Source organism: Streptomyces sp. NPDC014995, from assembly GCF_043080745.1.
GTDB lineage: Bacteria > Actinomycetota > Actinomycetes > Streptomycetales > Streptomycetaceae > Streptomyces.
On record NZ_JBIBVX010000004.1, the window covers coordinates 99,448 to 121,212 of the forward strand.

Annotated in this window: 19 protein-coding genes; 10 read left to right on the plus strand and 9 right to left on the minus strand. The window is 72.3% G+C overall.

Annotated features, from left to right (window positions below; all coding sequences use genetic code 11):
• Window positions 1-139 precede the first annotated feature (139 nt).
• Complete coding sequence (locus ACF1A1_RS10050; RefSeq protein WP_391647382.1) at window positions 140-1,192, plus strand: tellurite resistance/C4-dicarboxylate transporter family protein; 1,053 nt, start codon at window positions 140-142, stop codon at window positions 1,190-1,192.
• Here ACF1A1_RS10050 and ACF1A1_RS10055 read toward each other — a convergent pair.
• Complete coding sequence (locus ACF1A1_RS10055) at window positions 1,093-1,446, minus strand: hypothetical protein (protein WP_391647384.1); 354 nt, start codon at window positions 1,444-1,446, stop codon at window positions 1,093-1,095. The two genes, ACF1A1_RS10050 and ACF1A1_RS10055, sit on opposite strands and share 100 nt — an antisense overlap.
• Before the next feature lie 521 nt (window positions 1,447-1,967).
• On the opposite strand from ACF1A1_RS10055, the gene ACF1A1_RS10060 reads away from it, so the two are divergent.
• A complete protein-coding gene (locus tag ACF1A1_RS10060) occupies window positions 1,968-3,044 on the plus strand; it encodes an NlpC/P60 family protein (protein ID WP_391647386.1) in 1,077 nt (358 codons plus the stop codon).
• 129 nt (window positions 3,045-3,173) lie between these two features.
• Complete coding sequence (locus tag ACF1A1_RS10065; RefSeq protein ID WP_391647388.1) at window positions 3,174-3,806, plus strand: hypothetical protein; 633 nt, start codon at window positions 3,174-3,176, stop codon at window positions 3,804-3,806.
• A gap of 45 nt (window positions 3,807-3,851) precedes the next feature.
• Here ACF1A1_RS10065 and ACF1A1_RS10070 read toward each other — a convergent pair whose 3' ends face one another.
• Window positions 3,852-4,598 carry a LuxR C-terminal-related transcriptional regulator gene (locus ACF1A1_RS10070; RefSeq protein ID WP_391647390.1) on the minus strand — a complete coding sequence of 249 codons (747 nt, stop codon included), beginning with the start codon at window positions 4,596-4,598 and terminating at the stop codon, window positions 3,852-3,854.
• Entirely contained in the window at window positions 4,595-5,887 is a 1,293-nt protein-coding gene (locus tag ACF1A1_RS10075) for a PspC domain-containing protein (RefSeq protein ID WP_391647392.1), read from the minus strand. Before ACF1A1_RS10075 ends, ACF1A1_RS10070 begins: the two co-directional genes overlap by 4 nt.
• Before the next feature lie 179 nt (window positions 5,888-6,066).
• Here ACF1A1_RS10075 and ACF1A1_RS10080 point away from each other — a divergent pair, with 179 nt between their 5' ends.
• Together ACF1A1_RS10080 and ACF1A1_RS10085 are read left to right on the plus strand one after the other, a co-directional pair.
• Complete coding sequence (locus ACF1A1_RS10080) at window positions 6,067-7,659, plus strand: PspC domain-containing protein (RefSeq protein WP_391647394.1); 1,593 nt, start codon at window positions 6,067-6,069, stop codon at window positions 7,657-7,659.
• Window positions 7,646-7,888, plus strand: coding sequence for a hypothetical protein (locus tag ACF1A1_RS10085; protein ID WP_391647396.1), 243 nt, complete (start codon window positions 7,646-7,648; stop codon window positions 7,886-7,888). Before ACF1A1_RS10080 ends, ACF1A1_RS10085 begins: the two co-directional genes overlap by 14 nt.
• A gap of 297 nt (window positions 7,889-8,185) precedes the next feature.
• Here ACF1A1_RS10085 and ACF1A1_RS10090 read toward each other — a convergent pair whose 3' ends face one another.
• A complete protein-coding gene (locus ACF1A1_RS10090) occupies window positions 8,186-8,713 on the minus strand; it encodes a DoxX family membrane protein (RefSeq protein WP_391647398.1) in 528 nt (175 codons plus the stop codon).
• A gap of 348 nt (window positions 8,714-9,061) precedes the next feature.
• Window positions 9,062-10,339, minus strand: a complete 1,278-nt coding sequence (locus ACF1A1_RS10095; protein ID WP_391647400.1) for a hypothetical protein — start codon at window positions 10,337-10,339, stop codon at window positions 9,062-9,064.
• A 190-nt stretch (window positions 10,340-10,529) separates the two neighbouring features.
• On the opposite strand from ACF1A1_RS10095, the gene ACF1A1_RS10100 reads away from it, so the two are divergent.
• A complete protein-coding gene (locus ACF1A1_RS10100; RefSeq protein WP_391647401.1) occupies window positions 10,530-11,486 on the plus strand; it encodes a DUF4429 domain-containing protein in 957 nt (318 codons plus the stop codon).
• 19 nt (window positions 11,487-11,505) lie between these two features.
• Here the strand turns inward: ACF1A1_RS10100 and ACF1A1_RS10105 are convergent, their stop codons facing one another.
• Window positions 11,506-12,300 (minus strand): class II aldolase/adducin family protein, encoded by a 795-nt coding sequence (locus ACF1A1_RS10105; RefSeq protein WP_391647403.1) that lies wholly within the window; start codon window positions 12,298-12,300, stop codon window positions 11,506-11,508.
• Window positions 12,301-12,410: 110 nt separating this feature from the next.
• Between ACF1A1_RS10105 and ACF1A1_RS10110 the strand changes: the two genes are divergently transcribed.
• Window positions 12,411-13,037, plus strand: a complete 627-nt coding sequence (locus ACF1A1_RS10110; RefSeq protein ID WP_391647405.1) for a hypothetical protein — start codon at window positions 12,411-12,413, stop codon at window positions 13,035-13,037.
• 196 nt (window positions 13,038-13,233) lie between these two features.
• Entirely contained in the window at window positions 13,234-13,737 is a 504-nt protein-coding gene (locus ACF1A1_RS10115; protein ID WP_391647407.1) for a pyridoxamine 5'-phosphate oxidase family protein, read from the plus strand.
• A gap of 14 nt (window positions 13,738-13,751) precedes the next feature.
• Here ACF1A1_RS10115 and guaA read toward each other — a convergent pair whose 3' ends face one another.
• Window positions 13,752-15,332 (minus strand): glutamine-hydrolyzing GMP synthase, encoded by a 1,581-nt coding sequence (gene guaA, locus ACF1A1_RS10120; RefSeq protein ID WP_391647409.1) that lies wholly within the window; start codon window positions 15,330-15,332, stop codon window positions 13,752-13,754.
• Between the two features lie 405 nt (window positions 15,333-15,737).
• Here guaA and ACF1A1_RS10125 point away from each other — a divergent pair, with 405 nt between their 5' ends.
• The gene (locus ACF1A1_RS10125) at window positions 15,738-16,124 is read left to right on the plus strand and encodes a chorismate mutase (RefSeq protein WP_391647411.1); all 387 of its coding nucleotides are present in this window, start codon (window positions 15,738-15,740) and stop codon (window positions 16,122-16,124) included.
• A gap of 723 nt (window positions 16,125-16,847) precedes the next feature.
• A complete protein-coding gene (locus ACF1A1_RS10130; RefSeq protein ID WP_391647413.1) occupies window positions 16,848-17,885 on the plus strand; it encodes a hypothetical protein in 1,038 nt (345 codons plus the stop codon).
• 190 nt (window positions 17,886-18,075) lie between these two features.
• On the opposite strand, the gene ACF1A1_RS10135 is transcribed toward ACF1A1_RS10130, so the two are convergent.
• Both ACF1A1_RS10135 and ACF1A1_RS10140 read right to left on the minus strand, forming a co-directional pair.
• Window positions 18,076-19,821 carry a GMC family oxidoreductase N-terminal domain-containing protein gene (locus ACF1A1_RS10135; RefSeq protein ID WP_391999047.1) on the minus strand — a complete coding sequence of 582 codons (1,746 nt, stop codon included), beginning with the start codon at window positions 19,819-19,821 and terminating at the stop codon, window positions 18,076-18,078.
• Window positions 19,822-19,976: 155 nt separating this feature from the next.
• Window positions 19,977-21,608 (minus strand): succinic semialdehyde dehydrogenase, encoded by a 1,632-nt coding sequence (locus tag ACF1A1_RS10140; protein WP_391647415.1) that lies wholly within the window; start codon window positions 21,606-21,608, stop codon window positions 19,977-19,979.
• Window positions 21,609-21,765: the final 157 nt, after the last annotated feature.

The following is a 21,765-nucleotide window of genomic DNA, read 5'->3' on the forward strand; positions in this document are numbered from 1 at the left end:
CGCGGCGGCGTACCTCCTGCCCCTGCGCCGAGGGGTGCGGTGTTGAGGAGTCCCCGCCTGTCCTGCGCCCGCGCGTATTTCCCCGCTCCCGCGCGCGTGCCCCCGCGCAAGCCGCTCCGCGCTCCTTACCATCGGCCGCATGCCCGGCTCCTCCCCCCTGCGCTCCTGGCGGGCGCAGCGTCCGCCGGCGGCCGGGGCCGCTGTGCCGGCGACCGGCATCCTGTCGATCGGTCTGCGTCTGACCGGGTACGAGGTGCTGTCCCGGATCGCCCTCGCGCTGGCGGGCGCCGCCTGGGTGGCGCTGGCGGCGGACTTCGTCGTACGGCTGCTGTGGGAGCGCGAGGTGTGGCGGGCCGCGGCGGGTACACCGGCCGCGCTCACGGCCGTGGCGGCGACCGCCGTGCTCGGCACCCGGGTCTCCGCGCTCGGCTGGCAGTCGCTCGCCGGGGCGCTGCTGGCGCTGGCGGCGGTGCTGTGGCCGGTGCTGCTGGTGGACGTCGTACGGCACTGGGGGCGGCGTATGCCCGGGACGATGTTCCTGTGTTGCGTGGCCACACAGGGGCTGGCCGTACTGGGCACGACCCTGGCACGCGCCGTGGCGTCGGCCTGGCTCGCGCACATCGCGCTCGTGCTGTTCTGGCTCGGTCTGGTGCTCTACGGTCTCGCGCTGCCCCGCTTCGACCCGCGGCAGGTGGCCGAGGGCGCCGGGGACCTCTGGGTGGCGGGCGGCGCGCTCGCCATCTCGGCACTGGCGGGCGCGCGGCTCCTCGGGGCCGAGGGCGGCGGCCTGTACCTGTGGAACGAGGAGGACAGCGACGCCCTGCGCAAGGTGACCGTCGTGCTGCTGATCCTCGACCTGAGCTGGTACGCCGCGCTACTCCTCGCCGAGGTGCGGTGGCCGCGGCCGCGCTACGACCTGCGCCGCTGGGCGACGGTGTTCCCGATGGGGATGACGGCGGCGGCGACCCTGTCCGTCGCCGCCGCCGTCGACGTCCCGTGGCTGAAGGGCCCCGGGCAGGCGCTGCTGTGGGTCGCAGTCGCGGCCTGGCTGGCCGCCACCGTTGGGGGCGGTCCTGGCCGCCCGCGCGTCCGTCAGGTCCAGAGCACCGCGATGAAGATGTTGGCCACGGTCAGCAGGCCGACCAGGCCGAACAGCGGCTTCTCCACCTTCTCGTCGTCCCGCTTCACGTAGACGAGCCCGAGGATCACGATCAGCAGGGCGAGCTTCACGCCGATCTTGATGTTGTCGACCTGCTGGTCGTCCGCCTGGTTGAGGCCCACCAGGATCACGCCGGTGACCAGCATCGTCGCCGCGCCGTGCAGCATCGCGGGGACGAAGCGGGCCGTGCCCTGGCCCATCGCCTTCATCTGCGTGAGGAAGCCGCCGAGCAGTGCGGCGATGCCGATGATGTGCAGGCCGACGAAAAGATGGATGAGTACGTCCATGAGCCGGATGCTAATCAGCCGCTCAGGTGCCGCCGGACACCGGCCCACCCTGCCCACTCTGCGTGACGGCCACCGGCTACCCCCTCCGGCCCGTCGGGCACCGCGCGCCTGCATATATGCGCGCCATAGCACTCCGTCGCGTGAACGTGACCCGAATGCGCCGCATCGGTCAGCGCGCTGCGCGAAGCCGACACCTCCCGACCGGATCGCTGAGCACTTCCGGTCACCCGGCAGTCCACTCGCGACACTTCCGCACATTGCGTTACCGACCGGACAGGGACGGGCCTAGCGTCCTCCCCCAGGTGACCGGCTCCCCACCGCCGCCCGGGCCAGGGGCGGCAGTCGGCCACCACCGCCGAGAAGTCCGGCGGCGCCCCGCTCCCCTGTGCGGGCCGCCGCCGGACGCGTCAGCCGCACCCCGCGGCCGTACGCCCGTCCGCTCCCCCCTGGCGGCCGAGCCCCGCCCGGACCCCTGACGGCCGTACCGACGAGGCGGTCGTACGAAAGGACGTGCAGTCCCAGTGGCAGCGCACCGCAAGCCCCGACAGCGCTCGCTCGGCGGCCATACCGTCCGCACGGCGGCCACCATCGCCCTCGCCGGCGCGGCGGGCGCCGCGGCTTTCGACGGAACCGGACACGCCGAGCCGAACCCCACACCGGCGCAGGTGAAGGCCAAGGTGGACAGGCTGTACCAGGAGGCGGAGGCCGCCACCGAGAAGTACAACGGCGCGCAGGAGAAGGCGACGGCGGCCGAGCAGCGGCTGAAGGCCTTGCAAGACGAGGCCGCGCGCAAGGAGGCACGGCTCAACTCGGCGCGCGGGCGGCTGGGTTCGATAGCGGCGGCACAGTACCGCAGCGGTGGACTCGACCCGGCGATGCAGTTGGCCCTTTCCGACGATCCCGACCAGTACCTCGACGGTGCCGCCTTCGCCGAACGCGCCGGTGACCGCCAGTCCGCCACCGTCGCGCGCGTCCGCGGGCAACTGGGTGAGATCGAGCGGCTGCGCGGCGCCGCCCGCGTCGAACTGACCGCTCTGAAGACGCGTCAGGCGGAGCTGAAGCGGCACAAGAAGACGATCACCGGCAAGCTGGCGGCGGCACGACGGCTGCTGTCCCAGCTGACGGCACAGGAGCGCGCCCGGCTCCAGGGAGGCGCGAGCGGCACGACGGGCACCCGGGCCTCACGGACCTCGACGGCAGCCCGCGACAGCCTCCAGGCCCCCGGCTCCGCGACCACGGCCGCCCCCCATGCGCGTGCGGCGGCGGCCGTTTCCTACGCCTACTCCAAGCTCGGCAGTCCCTATGTGTGGGGCGCGACCGGCCCGAACGCCTTCGACTGCTCGGGCCTCGTCCTCGCCGCGTACCGCTCCGCGGGCGTCTCCCTGCCCCGCACGACCTACGCCCAGATCGACGCCGGCCGCCGTGTCTCCCGCTCCGAACTCCTCCCGGGTGACCTGGTGTTCTTCTACTCCGGCATCACCCACGTGGGCATCTACGTCGGCGACGGCAAGATGGTCCACGCCCCGAACCCGTCGGCACCGGTGCGGGTGGCTCCCCTCGACGAGATGCCCTACGCGGGGGCGACACGGGTGGTGTGAGGGCGCCCCGGCGGGAGCAACCGGAGGCGAAATGGGCACCTTGACGCGGTAGGTTCGGCGCGCGTGGCAACGGCCCGCCGTTGTATGTCGTCGCTTCGCCCCCTCCCCGCCCGCCCGAAAGAGCCCTCGATGCCCCGCGCCACGCTGCCGCCTCCCCCTCCCCCGCCGCACCTTCGCGCCTGGCCGGACCGGTGGGCGCTGCTGGCCGACCGGGAACAGGCGTTGCAGGAGCTGCACCGGCGCAGCCTCGGCGTGCACCGGGTGCTGCTGCTGTGGCTGCTGGCGCTCGCGGCGATCATCGGCTGGGCGCTGCTGGTCCTGCCGGTGCAGCAGTTCGAGGAGAGGGACCCCACGGGGTTCCTCCTCGGCCCGGTCTTCGCGCTCCTCGGCCTGGCCGCGCTCGCCCCGTCCGTCATCGCCGTCGTCCTCGCCATCCGCCGCGACCACCAGATACGGCAACTCCTGGACGCCTGGCTCGCCTTGGACCGCCACCCCCTGTCCGACGCCCGACTGCGCGCCCCCGGCCTCAGCCTCTTCTGGCTGCTGTCCTCCCTCACCATCGCCGCGATCGGCCTGTGGGCGTCCTTCGGGACCGCGGCCGGCGCGGAAGCGGGCCGGTCGCCTTACGCCGACGTCGCCCTCGGCATGGGCGTCGGCATGATCCTGTGGCTGACGGGCCTGATCGGCGTGGTGAAGGCGGTACGGCACTACCGGTGGGCGCTGCGGGTGCTGGGACCGGCGCCGACGGCGGGGCACCGGTGAGCCACCGGAGTTCCGCGGCCCCCGGTCAGCGCCCCGCGCCCGGTGTCACACCAGCCGCCGGGCGGTGGCCCACCGTGTCAGCTCGTGCCGGTTGGACAACTGGAGCTTGCGCAGGACCGCCGAGACGTGGGACTCGACCGTCTTCACGGAGATGAAGAGCTGCTTGGCGATCTCCTTGTAGGCATAGCCGCGGGCGATGAGGCGCAGGACCTCGCGCTCGCGCTGGGTGAGGCGGTCGAGGTCCTCGTCGACCGGCGGGGCGTCGGTGGAGGCGAAGGCGTCGAGGACGAAACCGGCGAGGCGGGGCGAGAAGACGGCGTCGCCCTCCTGCACCCGGAAGATGGAGTCGACCAGATCGGCGCCGGTGATCGTCTTGGTGACATAGCCCCGGGCGCCGCCGCGGATCACTCCGATCACGTCCTCCGCCGCATCCGACACGGACAGGGCGAGGAAACGCACGGGCTGCTCGGGGTCGGCCATCAACCCGGCGCATCGGCGCAATACTTCGACGCCGCCGCCGCCCGGCAGGTGCACGTCGAGCAGGACGACCTCGGGCCGGGTCGCGTTGATGACCGTGACCGCCTGGTCGACGTCCGCGGCCTCGCCGACGACCTCGACGCCGGTCTCCTCGGTCCGGCCGATCTCGGCCTGGACACCCGTGCGGAACATACGGTGGTCGTCGACGAGGACCACGCGCACATGGCGCCCGCCCGTGCCGTCGCCGGAGGCCTTCGCCGGCTCGGCCGCCTCGGCCGCTCCCGCCGTTCCGTTCGCCTCGGTCGGGTCGCTCATGACGTCTTCTCCGCCCTCTCCATCTCCAGCTCGACCTCCGTGCCGCCGCCCGGCACCGCCCGCAGCCGCGCCGTGCCGCCGTTGCGCTCCATACGGCCGATGATCGATTCTCTAACGCCCATGCGGTCGGCGGGTATCGAGTCGAGGTCGAAGCCGGGGCCGCGGTCCCGGACGGACACGAAGACCGTCCTTGCCTCGACTTCGGCGTAGACCTGCACGGCGCCGCCCTCGCCACCGTACTTCGCGGCGTTCACCATCGCCTCGCGCGCGGCCTGCATCTGCGCTGCGGTCCGCTCGTCGAGCGGGCAGTCGCCGACGACCACGACCTCGATGGGGACGCCGTGCTTGTCCTCGACCTCCGCGGCGTTGTGCCGGACCGCGTCGGCGAGGGTGGTCGGTTCGTCGGCCTCGTCCTTGCCGGTGCCCTCGGGCTTGTACAGCCAGGTGCGCAGGTCGCGCTCCTGGGCGCGGGCGAGGCGGCGCACCTCGTTCGCGTTCTCCGCGTTGCGCTGGATCAGGGTGAGCGTGTGCAGGACCGAGTCGTGGACGTGCGCGGCGACCTCCGCCCGCTCCTGGGCGCGGATGCGCATCAGACGCTCCTCGGAGAGGTCCTGCGTCATGCGGACGAGATACGGTCCGGCGAGCAGCGTGATGCCGACGAGGACGGCGAGCGCCGCCTGCAGGACCGATCCCAGGTGGGCGGCGGACCCCTGGAGGACGAAGATGCCGGAGACGCCGGCGGTGACCAGCAGGACACCGCCGCCCGCGCGCAGCAGCGTGAGCGTCCGGCGTCTGCGGCCCACCTCGACCCAGCGGGCCCGGCGGGCGTTGTCCGCCTGGCGCCACACGAGGGCGACGCCCGCGCCGACGAGGACGGCCGGCAGGAGGTACGCCTTGGCGCCGCTGCCCAGGTTCACATTGCCCACGAAGACCATGGCCACGACGACCATGAGGAGCAGGGCGACGATCTGGCCCTTGTCCGGCTTGCGGGCGACGAGTCTGCGCCGGCCGTCGGGCGCGGTCTCGGTGGCGACGAGGGAGGGGGGTTTCTGGCCGCCGACACCGCCGACGCCGAGCGGCACGAAGAACCAGAAGGCCGCGTACAGCAGGGCGCCGAGGCCGTCCGCCAGGAACAGGCCGACGAAGACGAGCCGCACCCAGATGACGGGCAGCCCGAGATGCCCGGCGAGCCCCCGCGCCACGCCACCCAGCCAGCGTCCGTCGCTGCTGCGGTAGAGCTTGCGCGGCGGCCGCGGTTCGACGAGTGGCGCTGCTGCGGCTTCCGGCATGCCACTGATGGTCACACGGCCGCCTGTCCCGGGCATCAGGGTTCGCCCCCGAGACGCCCCTGATCTTCGACGCCCTCGCCCGTCGAACGCCTCCCGGGCGCCGGCTCAGGGCCGATATCAGGGTCCGACCAGGGTCATTCCGGCTGCCGCCGGGGCGGCTCGCCCGCCACCATGGACCCATGGCAGATCACCAGCACGCCGCGGACGCCGTGCCCGACGGGGGCACCGCGCCCGACGCGGCCATCCCGTCCCCCGGCGCCTCCGGCGCCGCGGGTGAGGAACCGCGCGCACGCGAGCGGGCGGGCGCGCACGAGCGGGCGGGCGTACGCGGAGAACAGGGTGCGCCCGCAGAACCGGGCGGGGCCGGAGAGGCAGACGTGACCGAGGAGACAGCGACGGCCGGCACCGGCACCGCCAACGCCCACCCGCACCCCGGCACCAGTCCACCCGGGGCATCCGAGGCACCCGTCTCCCCCGAGGACCACGGCATCCTCGGCGGCCCCCCGCACAAGTTCCGCCGCGACCGTGAGCACAAGATGCTCGCCGGTGTGTGCGCGGGGCTCGGGCGGCAGTGCGACATGGACCCGGTGATCTTCCGGATCACGCTCGCCGTGCTCTCCGCGACCGGCGGCATCGGCCTCATCTTCTACGGCTTCGCCTGGCTCTTCGTCCCGTACTCCGACGACGGAGAGAACGAGGTGCGCAAGCTGCTGACCGGCCGGGTGGACGGGCAGGCCCTCGCGGCCGTGCTGTTCGCGCTGGTCGGCTGCGGGGTCTTCCTGTCGATGCTGAACAACGGCGGTGTGCTGACCTTCGCCGTCGTCCTCTCCTTTCTCCTGGCCGGCGCCGGGTACTGGTCGAGGCACCGGGACGCCCCCGACGCCGACCCGCTCGCCGCACAGGCCGTCGCCGACGCCCCGCCGGAGGCCCAGGCCCCACCGGTCCCGGCCGCCTACCCCTCCTGGTGGCGCGACCCCATCGTCAAGGACGGCACGCACTACGGCGGCACGGGCTACCTGTGGGGCCCCCGGGACTCCCGTACCCCCGACATCACCTCGGTCGTCGACGTACGTCTCACCGGCCACCGGAGCACTCGCGACGACATACGCACCCCCTACGGCCGCACCCCCAAGCCACGCGGCCCGCGCTGGATCGGCGGCTGGCTGTTCCTCCTCGCGACGCTCGCCGGCGGTCTCGCCACCCGGATCGCCTGGGACGAGCACCCGCTGGGCACCAGCCTCCAGGCCGGTCTGGCCACCGCGCTCATCGTGCTGGGCGTGGGGATCGCGGTCAGCTCGTTCCTGGGGCGTACGGGAGCGGGGTCGGTGTTCCTGGCGATCGTCACGGCGGGCCTGCTGGCCGGATCGGCCACGCTGCCCAAGGACATCGGCACCCACTGGGTCGACAGGACCTGGCGGCCGGCGACGGTGGCGGACGTCCGCGAGAGCTACGACCTCGGCACCGGCGAAGGCACCCTGGACCTCTCCCGGCTCGATCCGGCCAAGGGGCAGACGGTGGGCACCAACGCGGAGGTGGGGGTCGGCCGGCTGCGGGTGATCGTGCCGCCGGACGTGACGGTGAAGGTGAGCATCGACGTGGGTCTGGGCGACATCCAGTTGCCGGGCGAGGGCCAGGAGGACGTGGACGTTCAGCCGGGCAAGCACAAGGAGGTGACCCTGTCGCCGGTCGCGGGCGGCAAGGACGCCGGGACGATCGACCTCGACCTCCAGGTCGGGGCGGGACAGGTGGAGGTGGCCCGTGCTGCGTCATGAGTTCGGTCCGGGCAGGCTGGTGGCCGGCGTCGTCTTCACCCTCGCGGGTGTCGTCTACGCGGGCGACGCGGGCGGCCTCTGGGAGACACCGTGGTTCGCCGTGATCCCGATGGTGGTGGTCGGCCTCTTCCTGGCAGGGGCAATCGGAGTGCTGACCCGCTCCATACGCAGACGGCGGGGCCGGCGCCGGGTTGCTCCCACTCAGGCGGGCGCGGACGCGGCGGTCTGACGGGGGGGAGCGGTCAAGCCGCAGAGCCCGAACGTCCGCAGCCCGTCCGCCCGCCGGTGAGCCACTCCCGGAGCGGATCCACCGGGTCGGGCAGGGCGGGGACCAGGGCTTCCTTGGGGACGGCACCCCCGGGTCTCCTCGCCGGCGGGGCGCGGACGGCGGCCCGCCCCGGCACCCAGCCCGGGCCACACCCAGGCCGCGCCGCACCCAGGCCGCGACGCCGCCCCAGCCAGCAGTCGGCAGCCAGCAGTTGGCGGCTGACGCTGGCGGCTGGCGTCTGGCGGCTGGCGGAACTTCTTAGAAGCCCCCCGCCCGCTGTCGCTTCCTACTGCGCCACGCCGCATCGAGGGAGAGGACGGGGGCGCCGGCGAGGACCAGCGGGATCCAGGCCATGAGGTAGGCGAGGTCGTTGCCGTAGTAGTAGGGGTCCGAGGCCCAGCTCACCGTCAGCCACAGACTGAGGGAGATCAGGGCGCCGCCGAGTGCGGCGAGGCGGGTCAGGAGGCCGAGGAGCGTGCCGATGCCGACGGCGAGTTCGCCGAAGGCCATGGCGTAGCCGAAGCCGGTGGGGTTCCTCAGGGCGAGGTCGACCAGGGCCGGGATGGCCGAGGAGTCACGGACGGCACGCATGGTGTCGCCGATGGAACCGGCACCGCTGCCCTTGAGGAAGGCGCCGTCGGTGAGTTTGTCGAGGCCGGCGTAGATGAAGGTGACGCCGAGGAAGACGCGGAGTGGGAGGAGGGCGTACCGGGTGGCGGAGTCCCGCCAGTCGCGGTCGCTGTTGAGATAGGAAGAGCGGGTGTCCGTTCGCATGCTGTGAGTCATCGCCCGTGGTCGCCTCTCGCCCGACGTGGTGGGACCCCTCAACAGACCATACGTACGAAATGGGAGGTGCGCTCAATGGTTGACCGGACCGGGTCGGAGATGTCCCCCCTTCCGGTGCCGTCGTTGCTCCGCCCGCTCGGAGTACTCCGCTTACTCGGCGTGTTCCGCCTACTGGGCGTACTCGGCCTGCTCGGACCCCTCTCTCTGCACGGCCTGTTTCGCCGGGCCCGCCGGTTCCGCCAGGTCTCCCGAGTCCGCTGGGTCCGCCCGGTCCTTGAGGTCCCCCGGGTCCGCTGGGTCCGCTGGGTCCGCCCCGTCCTTGAGGTCCGCCGGGTCCCCCGCGTCCGCCTAGTCCGTCACGTCGATCGCGTACCGGTTCGTCTCCACGCCCGCCGCCGTGACCACCTGCACCTCCACCCGGCCGGGTTCGACCTCCGCCGGGACCGGGACGGTCAGGACCGCGTCGGTGGGGTTGCTGAAGCCGCCCGTGACGGGGACGAGGGGGACGTGGACGTGGACCGTGCCGATGCGGACGACCATGCGGGAGAGGCGGTCGGCGGCCTGTGCGCCGGGCGGGACGAAACCTGCGCCACGGATCTCGATGTCGTCGCCGGTGCGGATCGGGGCGTCCAGGTCACCGGCCTCGCGGGAGCGGACGACGGAGAGGATCACGGGGCGGCCGCCCTCCGCGTACTTGCCGGCGAGGTAGGTCGCGGCCGAGACCAGGACGACCACGGCGAGTCCCCAGGGCAGGTCGGGCAGTTGGTCGGGGCGGCGGGCGAGGCGTACCGCGGCGAAGGCCAGGGCGACGGCGCTGATCACTACGTACTGGATGTCGGCGAAGGTGCCGCGGCCCGCGTCGTCGGTCAGCAGGTCGGCGGCCCGGGGCCGGTGCGCGCGGACCTTCTGCAGCCGCTGGGCCAGGACACGCAGCCCGACCACCCGGCGCACGAGCACGGCGATCGCGCAGACGACGGCCAGGACGGTCACCACACCGGCACCGCGGGCCAGTTCCAGACCGGAGATCAACGCGTCGCGTTCGGCGGGCCCGGAGGCGGCGGCCAGCCGGCCCACCAGGACCAGCACGGCGTACGCGATGAACAGCACCCAGGCGGCGGCGACCGCGCGGGAGGTGGACAGGCGGTTGTCCTCGCCGATGACGGGGGCCAGTGCGCCGCCGCGCGCCCGGTGGAACCAGGAGGCCGCGGTCAGCGCGCCGGCGACGGCGAGCGCGGCGAGCAGGCCGGCGGTGCGGGCCGTGGTCCAGCCCGCGCCGATCGCGGTGAGGGACTGCACGAGCAGCAGGAGGACGACCGCCGCCCACACCGTGCCCGCGGTACGCGCCCACAGGCGCGCGAGCCAGGCCTCGCCGTCGGCGCGGCCGCGTTCGGCGACGAGTTCCGCGGACTGCGTCAGTTCCTCCGACACCCACTGGCGGGAGGCCGAGGCGGAGTGGGCGACGGCGGCGGGCAGGCCCTGCCCGGCGGCGAACTCGTCGCGCTTGAGCAGGAATGCGGCGACCGCGCGCCGGTGCCCCTCGCGTGCCCCGTGCGGACAGTCCCCGCAGGTGCAGCCGCCCTCGTGCGCGGCCGGTTCCGGCCTCTGTCTCGCTTCCTGCACCGCCACGTCCGACGCCTGCCTTCCCCGCGACCATCACGACCGGCGGCCCACCGAGAATCGGGCCGCCGCCCTGCGAACAACTCCCCTGCGACGACGACGCATTGTGCCCTACGGCACACCCTCTGCCTCCGGCAGGTCTGGTCAGCGTGGGTGATCCGGGGTCCGCCGTGTTGACCCGGCTGCGAGAATTGTCCGTATGGCCGAGATCATCCAGCGTGACGGGGCCTGGACCTTCGACGGCACGACGGTGAGGATCACACCGGGGCTCCACCGCAGTGTGCCGCTGTTCCGGCAGACGTACGGGGAGATCGCCGTGCCTCTGGAGGCCGTCGCCGGCATCGTCTACGAGCCCGAACGCAAGCGTGGCCGCCTGCGGTTGCGGTTGCGGGAGGGGGCCGATCCGCTGTTGCAGGCGACGGGCGGGCGCCTGCCCGACAGGGCCGACCCCTACCGGCTCGTCGTGGACCTGGACGCCTCCGGGGTCGCCGAGTACGTCGCCGAGGAGATCCGGCACGCGTTGCTGCTCGACCAGGTTCCGAAGGAGCCGGCCAAGGCCTACCTGGTGCCCGGGCCGCCGGTCCCGGTGTCCGTGCGTTCCTCCGACGGCACGGTCTCCTTCGACGGCACCCAGGTGCGCATCGACTGGGCGGACAGCGCGGACCGGGTGAAGCGGGCGACGGGCCCGCGCGTCATCAACATGGGTGACGTCGTGCGGGTCGAGTGGCTGCCCAACACCGGCCACGAGGACGGCCTCCTGCGCTTCGTGACCCGCGAGACGGTGTTCGCGAAACTGCCGCCGGAGAAGGACCCGTACGCCCTGGACCTGTGGGGCAGCGCGCGGCGCGATCTGCTGACCGCGCTGGTGGCGACCGCGGTCACCGCCCGCCTGCCGCACCCGTCCAGCCGCACCGGCGACGGGCGGGACCAGGACGCGGACGGACACCCGGACCGGCACCCGGACCGGCATCAGGACCGGCATCAGGACGGGCACCGGGATCGCTCCGCGTGCGCGGCGGTCGCCCCGTCCCCGCGGTCAGACCACCACGACGTCCTGCTGCGCCGGCTTCGGGAGTTGGGGGAGCTGCACCGCGACGGGGTGCTGACGGACGAGGAGTTCGCGCGGACCAAGGCGGTCGTCCTGCGCGGTTTCTGACTCCGCGGGTCCTTGGCCGCTAGCTCAGCAGGTCGGGCTCGCTCCGGCTGATGTCCTGCCACAGCGGCTGGTAGTTGATCCACGCCACGAGGTCGCCGCCGAGCTGTTCACGGGTGGCCACCGCCGCGCGGTGGTCGATCAGCACCGGGCGTCCGGCGGCGCGGGCGGTCAGCTGGACCTGGCAGGAGCGTTCCATGGAGAGGAACCACCAGGCCGCCGCGTCCACCGAGTCACCGACGGTCAGCAGCCCGTGGTTGCGCAGCACGAGCGCCTTGCGGGTGCCGAGGGCGGACGCGATGCGCCGGCCCTCCTCGGCGTCGACGGCGACGCCCGTATAGGCGTCGTAGAGCGCGTGGTCTTCGTAGAAGGCGCAACTCTCCTGGGTGATCGGGTCCAGCAGTTCGCCGAGGGCGGCGAGGGCGCGGCCGTGCACCGAGTGGCAGTGGGCGACGGCGACGACGTCGGGCCGGGCGGCGTGGACCTGGGCGTGCACGGTGAACGCGGCCTGGTTGACGTGGTAGCGGCCCTCGACGACCTGCCCGTCCGCGTTGGCGAGCACCAGGTCGCTCACGGTGACGTGCTTGAACGGCATCCCGAACGGATTGACCCAGAAGCAGTCGCTGTACTCGGGGTCGCGGGCGGTGATGTGCCCGGAGACACCGTCCTCGAAGCCGAGCCGTCCGAAGATCCGCACCGCGCCCGCCAGCCGTTCCTTGCGGTGCCGCCGCTCGTCCTCGACCGACTCGTGCATCGGCGGCATGGCGAACTTCAGCCGGTCGGTGGGCAGGGGGGCAGGCGGCGTGGGCCCGTGCATCGGTCCTCCAGCACTGGGTTGCTTTACGGGGCGGAAGTTACCGTCGGTCAGGGCAAAAGGGCAGAGCCGTTGTGTGAAGATGACGATTTCCGTCACCTGTGGAGCATGTCTTGTCCCTCGCCGGCCGCCATCTCGACTCCCTCATGCGCCAGATCGCCACGCGCAACGCCATCGAGCTCATCCACCCCTTCGCGGAGTGGCGGACGTTCGGCGCGCTGGCGTACGTGGCCGAGTGCTACGGCTTCCGCTACGAGAGCGTCCGCCTGGTCGGCAAGCAGCGGGTGGTGCACGTCCAGCTGGTCCGCGATCCCGGCCCGTTGGCCCGGCAGCGGGCCGCGGCCACCACGGCCGCCTTCCCCGACGCCGGGCCCGGCCGCCCCGTTCCCGGCATGCAGCCGGGTTCGCTCACCCCGGTCCCCGAGGCGGGGGCGGACGTCGACCTGCTCACCACCCTCATCCGCTACGAGGCGCTGGAGGCGGCCGCCGACCGCGCGCAGCTGCTGACCATCGCCTGGGGCTCCGCGGCGCTGTTCCTGCTGCTGGCCGTCCTCACCGGCGAGTACGCCGTCCTGCTCCCGCTGGCCGTCCTGACGCCGCTGGGCATGCTGGGCGCGCTGCGCCTGAACGCGTCCCGGCGCGCGAGACTCGCGGGACGGCTCACGGCGGCCGGCTGCGCGCTCGTACGGGACGGACAGGGCCGGGAGCGGTACGTGCGGCCGCTGCCGCACGCGGTCTGACGCTCCACCCGGCACGAGTCCGAGCCGGGCCTCGAGCGCCTGGAGGAATACCGGACAGCAGATGTCGGGTATCGGCGCCACACTCGGTCGTATGACCGCTCGCCGTGTGACCCCTCACCCTGTGCGCCCGCACCCCGTGGCCGATGGCCCTGCAACCGCTGGCCCCGTGGCCGATCGCCCCGCAAGCGATGGCCCCATGGCCGATCAGCCCGTGGCCGAGCTCCGTACGCCGGCGAACTGGGCAGCGTTCGCGGAAGCGGAGCCCGAACTCGCGAAGACCGTCGAGGACCGTTTCGGCGCCTACACCCACCACGTCCTCGCGACCCTGCGCAAGGACGGCTCCCCCCGCACCAGCGGCCTGGAGGTCCGTTTCCTGGACGGCGAGCTGTGGTTCGGCATGATGCCCGGCTCGCTCAAGGCCCTCGACCTGCGCCGCGACCCCCGTTTCTGCCTCCAGGCCAACCCCGGCGAGGGCACCGGCATGGGCGGCGGCGACGTCCGGATCAGCGGGCGGGCCGTCGAGGTCGAGGACGGGGAGAGCAGGACCGGATACGTGAAAGAGGTGGAACCGCCGCAGCCGTTCCACCTCTTCCGCACCGAGCTGACGGAGGTCGTACGGACCTACGTCGAGGACGACACGTATCTCGTCGTCCAGGTCTGGAAGCCCGGAGAGCCGGTGCGGACTCTCAAGCGGACCTGACCCCTACCCGAGGCCTACTCCCATTCGATGGTGCCCGGCGGCTTGGAGGTGACGTCCAGCACGACCCGGTTGACGTCCCGCACCTCGTTGGTGATCCGCGTCGAGATCTTCCCGAGCACCTCGTACGGCAGGCGCGACCAGTCGGCCGTCATCGCGTCCTCGGAGGAGACCGGGCGCAGGACGATCGGGTGGCCGTAGGTGCGGCCGTCGCCCTGGACGCCGACGCTGCGCACGTCCGCGAGCAGGACCACCGGGCACTGCCAGATGTCACGGTCGAGGCCGGCCGCCGTCAGCTCCTCGCGGGCGATGGCGTCGGCGTCGCGGAGGAGGTCCAGGCGCTCCTTCGTCACTTCGCCGACGATCCGGATGCCCAGGCCCGGCCCCGGGAACGGCTGGCGCTGGACGATCTCCTCCGGCAGGCCGAGCTCCTGGCCGACCATGCGGACCTCGTCCTTGAAGAGCTTGCGGAGCGGCTCGATGAGCTTGAACTCGAGGTCCTCGGGGAGGCCGCCCACGTTGTGGTGGGACTTGATGTTGGCGGTGCCGGTGCCGCCACCGGACTCGACGACGTCCGGGTAGAGCGTGCCCTGGACGAGGAACTCCACCGCCGGACCCTCGTCCGCGATGATCTCGGCCTGCGCCTGCTCGAAGACGCGGATGAACTCGCGGCCGATGATCTTCCGCTTCTCCTCGGGGTCGGAGACCCCGGCGAGCGCCTTGAGGAAGCGCTCCTCCGCGTCCACGACCTTCAGCTGCACGCCGGTCGCGGCCACGAAGTCCTTCTCGACCTGCTCGGTCTCGCCCTTGCGCATCAGACCGTGATCGACGTACACGCAGGTCAGCTGGGAGCCGATGGCCTTCTGGACGAGCGCCGCCGCCACGGCGGAGTCGACGCCGCCGGACAGGCCGCAGATGGCGCGCTTGTCGCCGACCAGCTCGCGGATGGCGGCGACCTGCTCCTCGATGACGTTGCCGGTGGTCCAGTTCGGCTGGAGGCCCGCGCCCCGGTACAGGAAGTGCTCCAGCACCTGCTGGCCGTGCGTGGAGTGCATCACCTCCGGGTGGTACTGGACGCCGTACAGCTTCTTCTCGTCGTTCTCGAAGGCGGCGACCGGGACGACCTCCGTGGACGCCGTGACGGTGAAGCCCTCGGGGGCGGCGGAGCAGGCGTCGCCGTGCGACATCCACACCGCCTGCTCGGCCGGGGTGCCCTCGAAGAGGGTGGAGGAGGCGCGGGAGACGTGCAGGTCGGTGCGGCCGTACTCACGGGCGCCGGTGTTGTCGACGGTGCCGCCGAGGGACTGCGCCATCAGCTGGAAGCCGTAGCACATGCCGAAGACGGGGACGCCGGATTCGAAGATCTCGCGGTCGAGGCGGGGGGCGCCCTCCTCGTACACGGACGAGGGGCCGCCGGAGAGGATGATCGCCGCCGGGTTCTTGGCGAGCATCTCCGGGACCGGCATGGTGCTCGGGACGATCTCGCTGTAGACCCGGGCCTCGCGGACTCGGCGGGCGATGAGCTGGGCGTACTGCGCGCCGAAGTCGACGACCAGGACGGTGTCGGGGGCGGCGGCAGCGGGAGTCGCTGATGACACGGGGTGCCTTCCGGCGGTTGGGCTGGTCTCTGTGCTAGCCGATTCTACCGAGGTGGGCGCGGGTCACGTCGCGTCGCCGGGGGCGGTCGCCCCCGGGCCTGCGCCGTCGGCCCCGAACGTGCCTCGTCCTCGAGCGCCGGACGGGCCCACTTGCCCGGACGGCGCCCGGGTGCGACCGTCCGGAGTTGGACAGGTCGCCTCCCCCGTGCATACTGGGCCGCATGCTTTCGCACGCGACCTTCGTCTTTACCTATGGCACCCGGCCCGCCGGCTGCCATGGTCGTGCTGCTTGAGCGAACCGCCAAGCGACTTCCCAGGCGCCCCGGGCCGACAAGGCCCGGGGCGCCTGTCGTTTTCCGGGTCCTGCCGTTCCGGGGCACCGCACCCCTTCCGAGGAGCCCCGACATGACCGCCACCGCCGTCTCCACCGCCAGGACCGTCCCCGCCACCGCCGGCGGCCCCGAGAAAAGCGTCCCCGCCACCGCCCCCGCCACCGTCGCCGACAAGCCCGTCACCGCGGCCGAAAGGACCGGCGCCCGTACCGACGAGGCCGCCGGGCTGATCACCGGTGCCCGGGAACGCATCGACGCGCTCGACGACCGGATCATCGGTCTGATCCAGGAACGGATGGCCGTCTCCGCCGTGATCCAGGAGGCCCGGATCACCTCCGGAGGCCGCCGGGTGAACCTCTCCCGCGAGATGGAGATCCTCGGCCACTACAGCGACGCCCTCGGCAAGCCGGGTACGGCCCTCGCGATGACGCTGCTCGAACTGTGCCGGGGTCGCATCTGAGTTCGCGCTCCGTCTCACCCGTACGGCGCGTGACCGGCCCCGGACGGCTTCGTTGGTCCCGGTGTCCGTTCCAGCCAGGGGCGGGCCCGGAAGAACCACGCGTGGCTCACTGGAGCGATGAGACGTTCGGCTCGTGTCGTGCGTCGTGGGACCTCGCTCCAGAGAAGTGACCGGACGGCAGGGGACAGCAGCCCGGTCACCCGAGAGAACGGTCGGCCTCGGGGACGCCCGGGGCCGACCGGCGGAATGGCAAAAACGCACGAGGGCCGGGTCAAACGGTTGCGGGCGCCGCGTTCATCCAGCACGATGCGTAGAAGGCCCCAAGTCCCGCCAGGGACAACCGCATTGCACCCCACTGTCACCCATTGAACCGTGGTGGGCGCTCTGTCCCGACCGACCGCCAAAGGCCCAGACCAGTCACGCGCCCCGCGCGCGCCCCGGCGGCGACCGGGCGGACGAGAGCGCACGACAGACCAGCGGCGCAACCCCCCGGCGCCGCTCCCAGGCACCGGCGCTGCCCTGACGCCGGTGCTGACGATAAAGAAGGGCCCCGTGGATCCGTCCCGCGGGGCCCTTCGTCATGTGATGCAGGCCACATAAAGATCGCGTGAATCGAGTACAACTCTTCACAGGATTCGGCAGTCACACCTAGCGAAACATGGGCCACTCCCGCGCCCCCACATTTTGCGGAAGGCCTCCCCCAACCCGACTTCCGAGGTCTTCATGAAGCTTCGCCGCACTCTGGTCACCGCTGCCGCGACGGCCGCGATGGTGCCGCTCGCACTGCTGTCCGCGCCCACCGCGTTCGCGGAGGAGAGCGGGTCGCCGTCCGCGAGCGCCTCCGAGTCCGAGAGCAGCTCCGCCTCCCCGTCCGAGTCGGACACCACGGGGGCGTCCGACTCCGCGTCCGCTTCCGACACCACGTCCCCCTCGGCGTCCGAGTCGGAGAGCCAGACCGCCTCCAGCTCGCCGTCCGGTTCGGCGTCGCAGTCCTCGTCCTCCTCGGCGTCGTCCTCCGCCAGCGCGTCGGCCAGCGCGGGCGACGACTCGTTCGACCCGTACACGGACTGCGAGACGATCGACCTGGACGAGGACCTCTCGGCCACGTTCAAGGGTCTGCCCAACAAGATCGTCGCCGGTTCCGGCTGGCACGACTTCGAGTACGTCATCAAGAACAACACCGACGCCGATCTCAAGAACCTGTACATGGCGACGTACCTCGAGTACGCCGACGAGACGGACGCCTGGCTGTCCGAGGGTCTCGCCGTCATCCAGGTCAAGGAAGACGGCAAGTGGACCAGCGCCTACCAGGACGCCTACGAGGACGAGGACGGCAAGACCGTCAACGTCACGGGTTCCTTCGTGGGCCTGCTCGACGAGCTGGCGAAGGGCGACTCCGCCACCCTCGACCTGCGCGTGAAGGTCAAGGCGTCGGCCCCGGCGGGCTCCTCGTTCGCGATGAGCCAGGCCATCTACGTCGGCGACGAGGCCGACTGCCACTTCAACGGCGACTTCTACGACGTCCAGATCCTCGCCGCGGGCAGTGACGCCGACGGCGTCGGCGACGCCGAGCCGAACGGCGACAAGCCCAGCGACGGCGCCAAGCCGCAGGGCAGCGCCAAGCCGATCAGCGGCAGCCTCGCCACGACCGGCTCCAACTCCGCGCTCCCGATGATCGGCCTGGTCGGCGGTGTCGCCGTCGTCGTCGGCGCGGGTGCGGTGTTCGCCGTCCGCCGCCGCAACACCGGCGCGCACGCGTAACACACCGGAGGAATCCGGCTGGACCAGCGAGGGGACCTGCGCTCGGAGGGGGGCGCAGGTCCCCTCGCCCATTCCCTGGGCGGCCCCGCCCGTCCAATGCCCGGGCACACCCGCTCGCCCTTGCCCGACGCACCCGCTCACCCTTGCCCGGGCCGGACCGCTCACCCATTGCCTGGGCCGGACCGCTCGTCTATCGCCCGGGTGGGACCGTCGGCATTCCCAGGAACGGCAGCCGCAGCGCGGCGAACGCCTCCGCCGGGACCGCCGGCGCCTTCGGCTCCACCGGCTTCAGCCGCTCGTACGCCGCGCTCTGGGCCGGGCGCGGGTCCTCCTCGCCCTTGTTCGGCCAGTAGGACATCGCGCGCTCGGCCTGGGCGGTGATCGTCAGGGACGGGTTCACGCCCAGGTTCGCCGAGACGGCGGCGCCGTCCACGACCGAGATGCCGGGGTGGCCGTACAGCCGGTGGTACGGGTCGATGACGCCGGTCTCGCGGGAGGCGCCGATCGGGCAGCCGCCGAGGAAGTGGGCGGTGAGGGGGGTGCCCATCAGCTCGCCGACGTTGGAGCCGGCGAAGCCGTTGATGTCGGCGGCGATGGCGGACGCGGCCTCCGAGGCCGCCTTGATCTGCTTGGGGTTGGGGCTGCCGTGGCCCTGGCGTGCCGTCAGCAGGCCCTTGCCCACACCCGTCTCCTTCAGGTACGTCGTCAGCGAGTTGTCCAGCGACTGCATCACCAGGCCGATGATGGTGCGCTCCGACCAGCGGCGGTTGGACAGGGAACGCAGCACGAGGAGAGGGTGGCGGACGGCGTTCACCAGCCAGCCGCCCACCCTTGACGAGCCCTCCGCGTACGGCACCTGGAGGATCGACAGGCCGCCCATCGAGTTGGAGCCCTTGCCGTAGCGGACCGGCTCGATGTGGGTGTTGGCGTCCGGGTGGATCGAGGAGGTGATGGCGACCCCGCGGGTGAAGTCGACCTTCGGCTGCCCGGTCACCTTGCGGTAGCGGCGGTCGTCGGTCTGGGCGCCGACCAGCGCCTCGGAGTTGGTGCGGGTCAGCTCGCCCAGCCGGTCGGAGATGTACGGCAGTTGGCGGTTCGCCTTCATGCGGTGCAGCAGGGTCTGGGTGCCGTAGGTGCCGGCGGCGAGGACGACCTTGCGGGCCTTGAAGGTCCTGCCCTCCCCCTTCTTCCTCCGGTCGGTGGGGAGGGTGGCCACGGCGTAGCCGCCCCGTGAGTCGTCCGTGACCGACACGACCGTCGTCAGGGGGTGGACGGCCGCGCCCGCCTTCTCGGCGAGGTGCAGGTAGTTCTCGTTCAGGGTGTTCTTCGCGCCGTGGCGGCAGCCGGTCATGCACTCGCCGCACTCGGTGCAGGCCCGGCGGGACGGGCCCGCGCCGCCGAAGTAGGGGTCCGGCACCTCGTCACCCGGCCGCGCCGTCACCGACCCGTCGGCGTCCTGCCCGTCCCCGAAGAACACGCCGACCGGCGCCATGTGGAAGGTGTCCCCAACGCCCATCCGCTCGGCCGCCGCCTTCAGGTGCACGTCGGAGGGGGTCGTCGTCGGGTTGAGCCGTACGCCGAGCATGCGGCGCGCCTGGTCGTAGTACGGCTTCAGTTCCTCCTGCCAGTCGGTGATGTCCCGCCACTGCGGGTCGTCGAAGAAGGGCTTCGGCGGGACGTACAGGGTGTTGGCGTAGTTGAGGGAGCCGCCGCCGACGCCCGCGCCGGCCAGGACCATGACGTTGCCCAGCAGGTGGATGCGCTGGATGCCGTACAGGCCGAGCTTGGGCGCCCACAGGTAGTTCTTCAGGTCCCAGGAGTTCTTGGGGAGGGTGGCGCGGGTGAAACGGCGGCCGGCTTCCAGGACGCCGACGCGGTAGCCCTTCTCCGTGAGGCGGAGCGCAGTGACGGAGCCGCCGAAGCCGGAGCCCACCACGATGACGTCGTAGTCGTACCCGTCGTCGTCCTGGTATCCGCTCTCGTCCCTGGGCCCGCCCTTGCTCCGGGGCCCGTCCTCGTCCTGGTACCCGTCCCGGGTCTGGGCAGAGTTCTCCTGTGACACGTGCTCTCCTCGTTGAGAACGGGTGCTGTCTAGCGGAAGCGGAACGCCTTCATCAGCCGCAGGCTCCTGCTCATGAACTGCGCGTACTTCTCGTCGTCCATCCCCAGCGAGGGCGCCATCGGCAGCAGCCGCTGCTGGGCCACCGTCTGGGCCTCCGTGTACTTGAGGATGCCCTCGGAGCCGTGGCGGCGGCCCAGGCCGGAGTCCTTCATGCCGCCCATGGGGGACTGGACGCTGCCGTAGGCGGGGGCGTAGCCCTCGTTGACGTTCACGGTGCCGGTGCGCAGGCGGGCGGCGACCTCGCGGCCGCGGCGGCCGTCCTTCGTCCAGACCGAGGAGTTCAGGCCGTACGGCGTGGAGTTGGCGCGTTCGATCGCCTCGTCGTCGGTCTTGAAGCGGTAGACCGAGACGACCGGGCCGAAGGTCTCCTCCGCGCAGACGGACATGGGCTCCGTCACGCCGTCGAGGATCGTCGGCTCGAAGAAGTACGGGCCGATGTCGGGGCGGGCGACCCCGCCGGCCACCACCTTCGCGCCCTTGGCCACGGCCTCCTCCACGTGCCGCTGCACCGTTTCCAGTTGGCGTTCGCCGACGAGGGAGCCCATGTCGGCGCCGTAGGCGAGGGAGGTGCCCAGGCGCATGGCCCTGGTGCGGGCGGCGAAGCGCTCGAGGAAGGCGTCCGCTATGGACTCGTGGACGTACAGCCGCTCGATGGAGATGCAGAGCTGGCCGGCGGAGGAGAAGCAGGCGCGGACCGCGCCGGCGGCCGCCTTTTCCACGTCGGCGTCCTCGAGGACCAGCATGGCGTTCTTCCCGCCGAGTTCCAGGGAGACGCCGACCAGGCGGGCGGCGGCACCCTGCGCGACCTCACGGCCGGTGCGGGTCGATCCGGTGAAGGAGACGTAGTCGGCGTGGCGGACGACCTCCGGGCCGACGACCGGGCCGTCGCCGATGACGACCTGGAAGACCTCGGCGGGCAGGCCGGCCTCGATGAGCAGGTCGCGGGCCCACAGGGCGGTGAGGCAGGTCTCCGTGTCGGGCTTCATGACGACCGCGTTGCCCGCGACGAAGGCGGGGAGCGCGTCGCCGACCGACAGTTCCAGCGGGTAGTTCCAGGGGGCGATCTGGCCGACGACACCGCGCGGGTGGCGCAGTTCGGTGACCTTCGTCAGGGTCGGCATGGCGCCCGCGTGGCGCTTCGGCCTCAGGTAGGCGGGGGCCTTGCGGCCGTAGTGGCGGGCGGCGACCGCGACCGCCTGCACCTCCTCGTGGGCGTGGAGGCGTGCCTTGCCGGTCTCCAGCTGGATCAGGTCGAGGACCTCGCCCTGGCGCTCCAGCACCAGGTCGTGGAAGCGGAGGAGGACCGCGGCCCGCTCCCGCACGGGCACCTGCTCCCACACCCGCTGCGCGGCACGGGCCGCCGCGAACGCCTTCTCCACGTCCTCGGGGGTGGACTCGGGCAGGTCGGCGAGCTTCTCGCCGGTGAACGGCGTGTGGTTGGCGGTGCGCCCGGACCCCACGACGCCCTTGGTCAGGTGGGCGACGAGCTGGGGGGTGACCACGTCGGCGGCGGTGCGGACGCCGACGGGGGCGGGTGCGAGGGGGTTGGTACCGACCATGGTCGTGGTACCGGTCTTCTCCGGGGCCTGCGAGTCCGTCATGACGCGCAGGGTATGACGTGATGAAGGCTTTTGGTACCCGTCGGTAATAGGCATTCACCGACCGCACACACGCTGCCAGTGGTCACTGGCAGCGAACCTGCTGATCAGGGCGTTGTGCGGTGAGGTTCGTGTCTTGCGTGGTCCAAGTCGTGTTCCG

Coding starts and splice junctions, on each gene's coding strand:
- ACF1A1_RS10050 (WP_391647382.1), top strand. CDS start 140: ATGCCCGGCTCCTCCCCCCTGCGCTCCTGGCGGGCGCAGCGTCCGCCG.
- ACF1A1_RS10055 (WP_391647384.1), bottom strand. CDS start 1,446: ATGGACGTACTCATCCATCTTTTCGTCGGCCTGCACATCATCGGCATC.
- ACF1A1_RS10065 (WP_391647388.1), top strand. CDS start 3,174: ATGCCCCGCGCCACGCTGCCGCCTCCCCCTCCCCCGCCGCACCTTCGC.
- ACF1A1_RS10070 (WP_391647390.1), bottom strand. CDS start 4,598: ATGAGCGACCCGACCGAGGCGAACGGAACGGCGGGAGCGGCCGAGGCG.
- ACF1A1_RS10075 (WP_391647392.1), bottom strand. CDS start 5,887: ATGCCGGAAGCCGCAGCAGCGCCACTCGTCGAACCGCGGCCGCCGCGC.
- ACF1A1_RS10080 (WP_391647394.1), top strand. CDS start 6,067: ATGGCAGATCACCAGCACGCCGCGGACGCCGTGCCCGACGGGGGCACC.
- ACF1A1_RS10090 (WP_391647398.1), bottom strand. CDS start 8,713: ATGACTCACAGCATGCGAACGGACACCCGCTCTTCCTATCTCAACAGC.
- ACF1A1_RS10100 (WP_391647401.1), top strand. CDS start 10,530: ATGGCCGAGATCATCCAGCGTGACGGGGCCTGGACCTTCGACGGCACG.
- ACF1A1_RS10105 (WP_391647403.1), bottom strand. CDS start 12,300: ATGCACGGGCCCACGCCGCCTGCCCCCCTGCCCACCGACCGGCTGAAG.
- ACF1A1_RS10115 (WP_391647407.1), top strand. CDS start 13,234: ATGGCCGATCAGCCCGTGGCCGAGCTCCGTACGCCGGCGAACTGGGCA.
- ACF1A1_RS10125 (WP_391647411.1), top strand. CDS start 15,738: ATGACCGCCACCGCCGTCTCCACCGCCAGGACCGTCCCCGCCACCGCC.
- ACF1A1_RS10130 (WP_391647413.1), top strand. CDS start 16,848: ATGAAGCTTCGCCGCACTCTGGTCACCGCTGCCGCGACGGCCGCGATG.
- ACF1A1_RS10140 (WP_391647415.1), bottom strand. CDS start 21,608: ATGACGGACTCGCAGGCCCCGGAGAAGACCGGTACCACGACCATGGTC.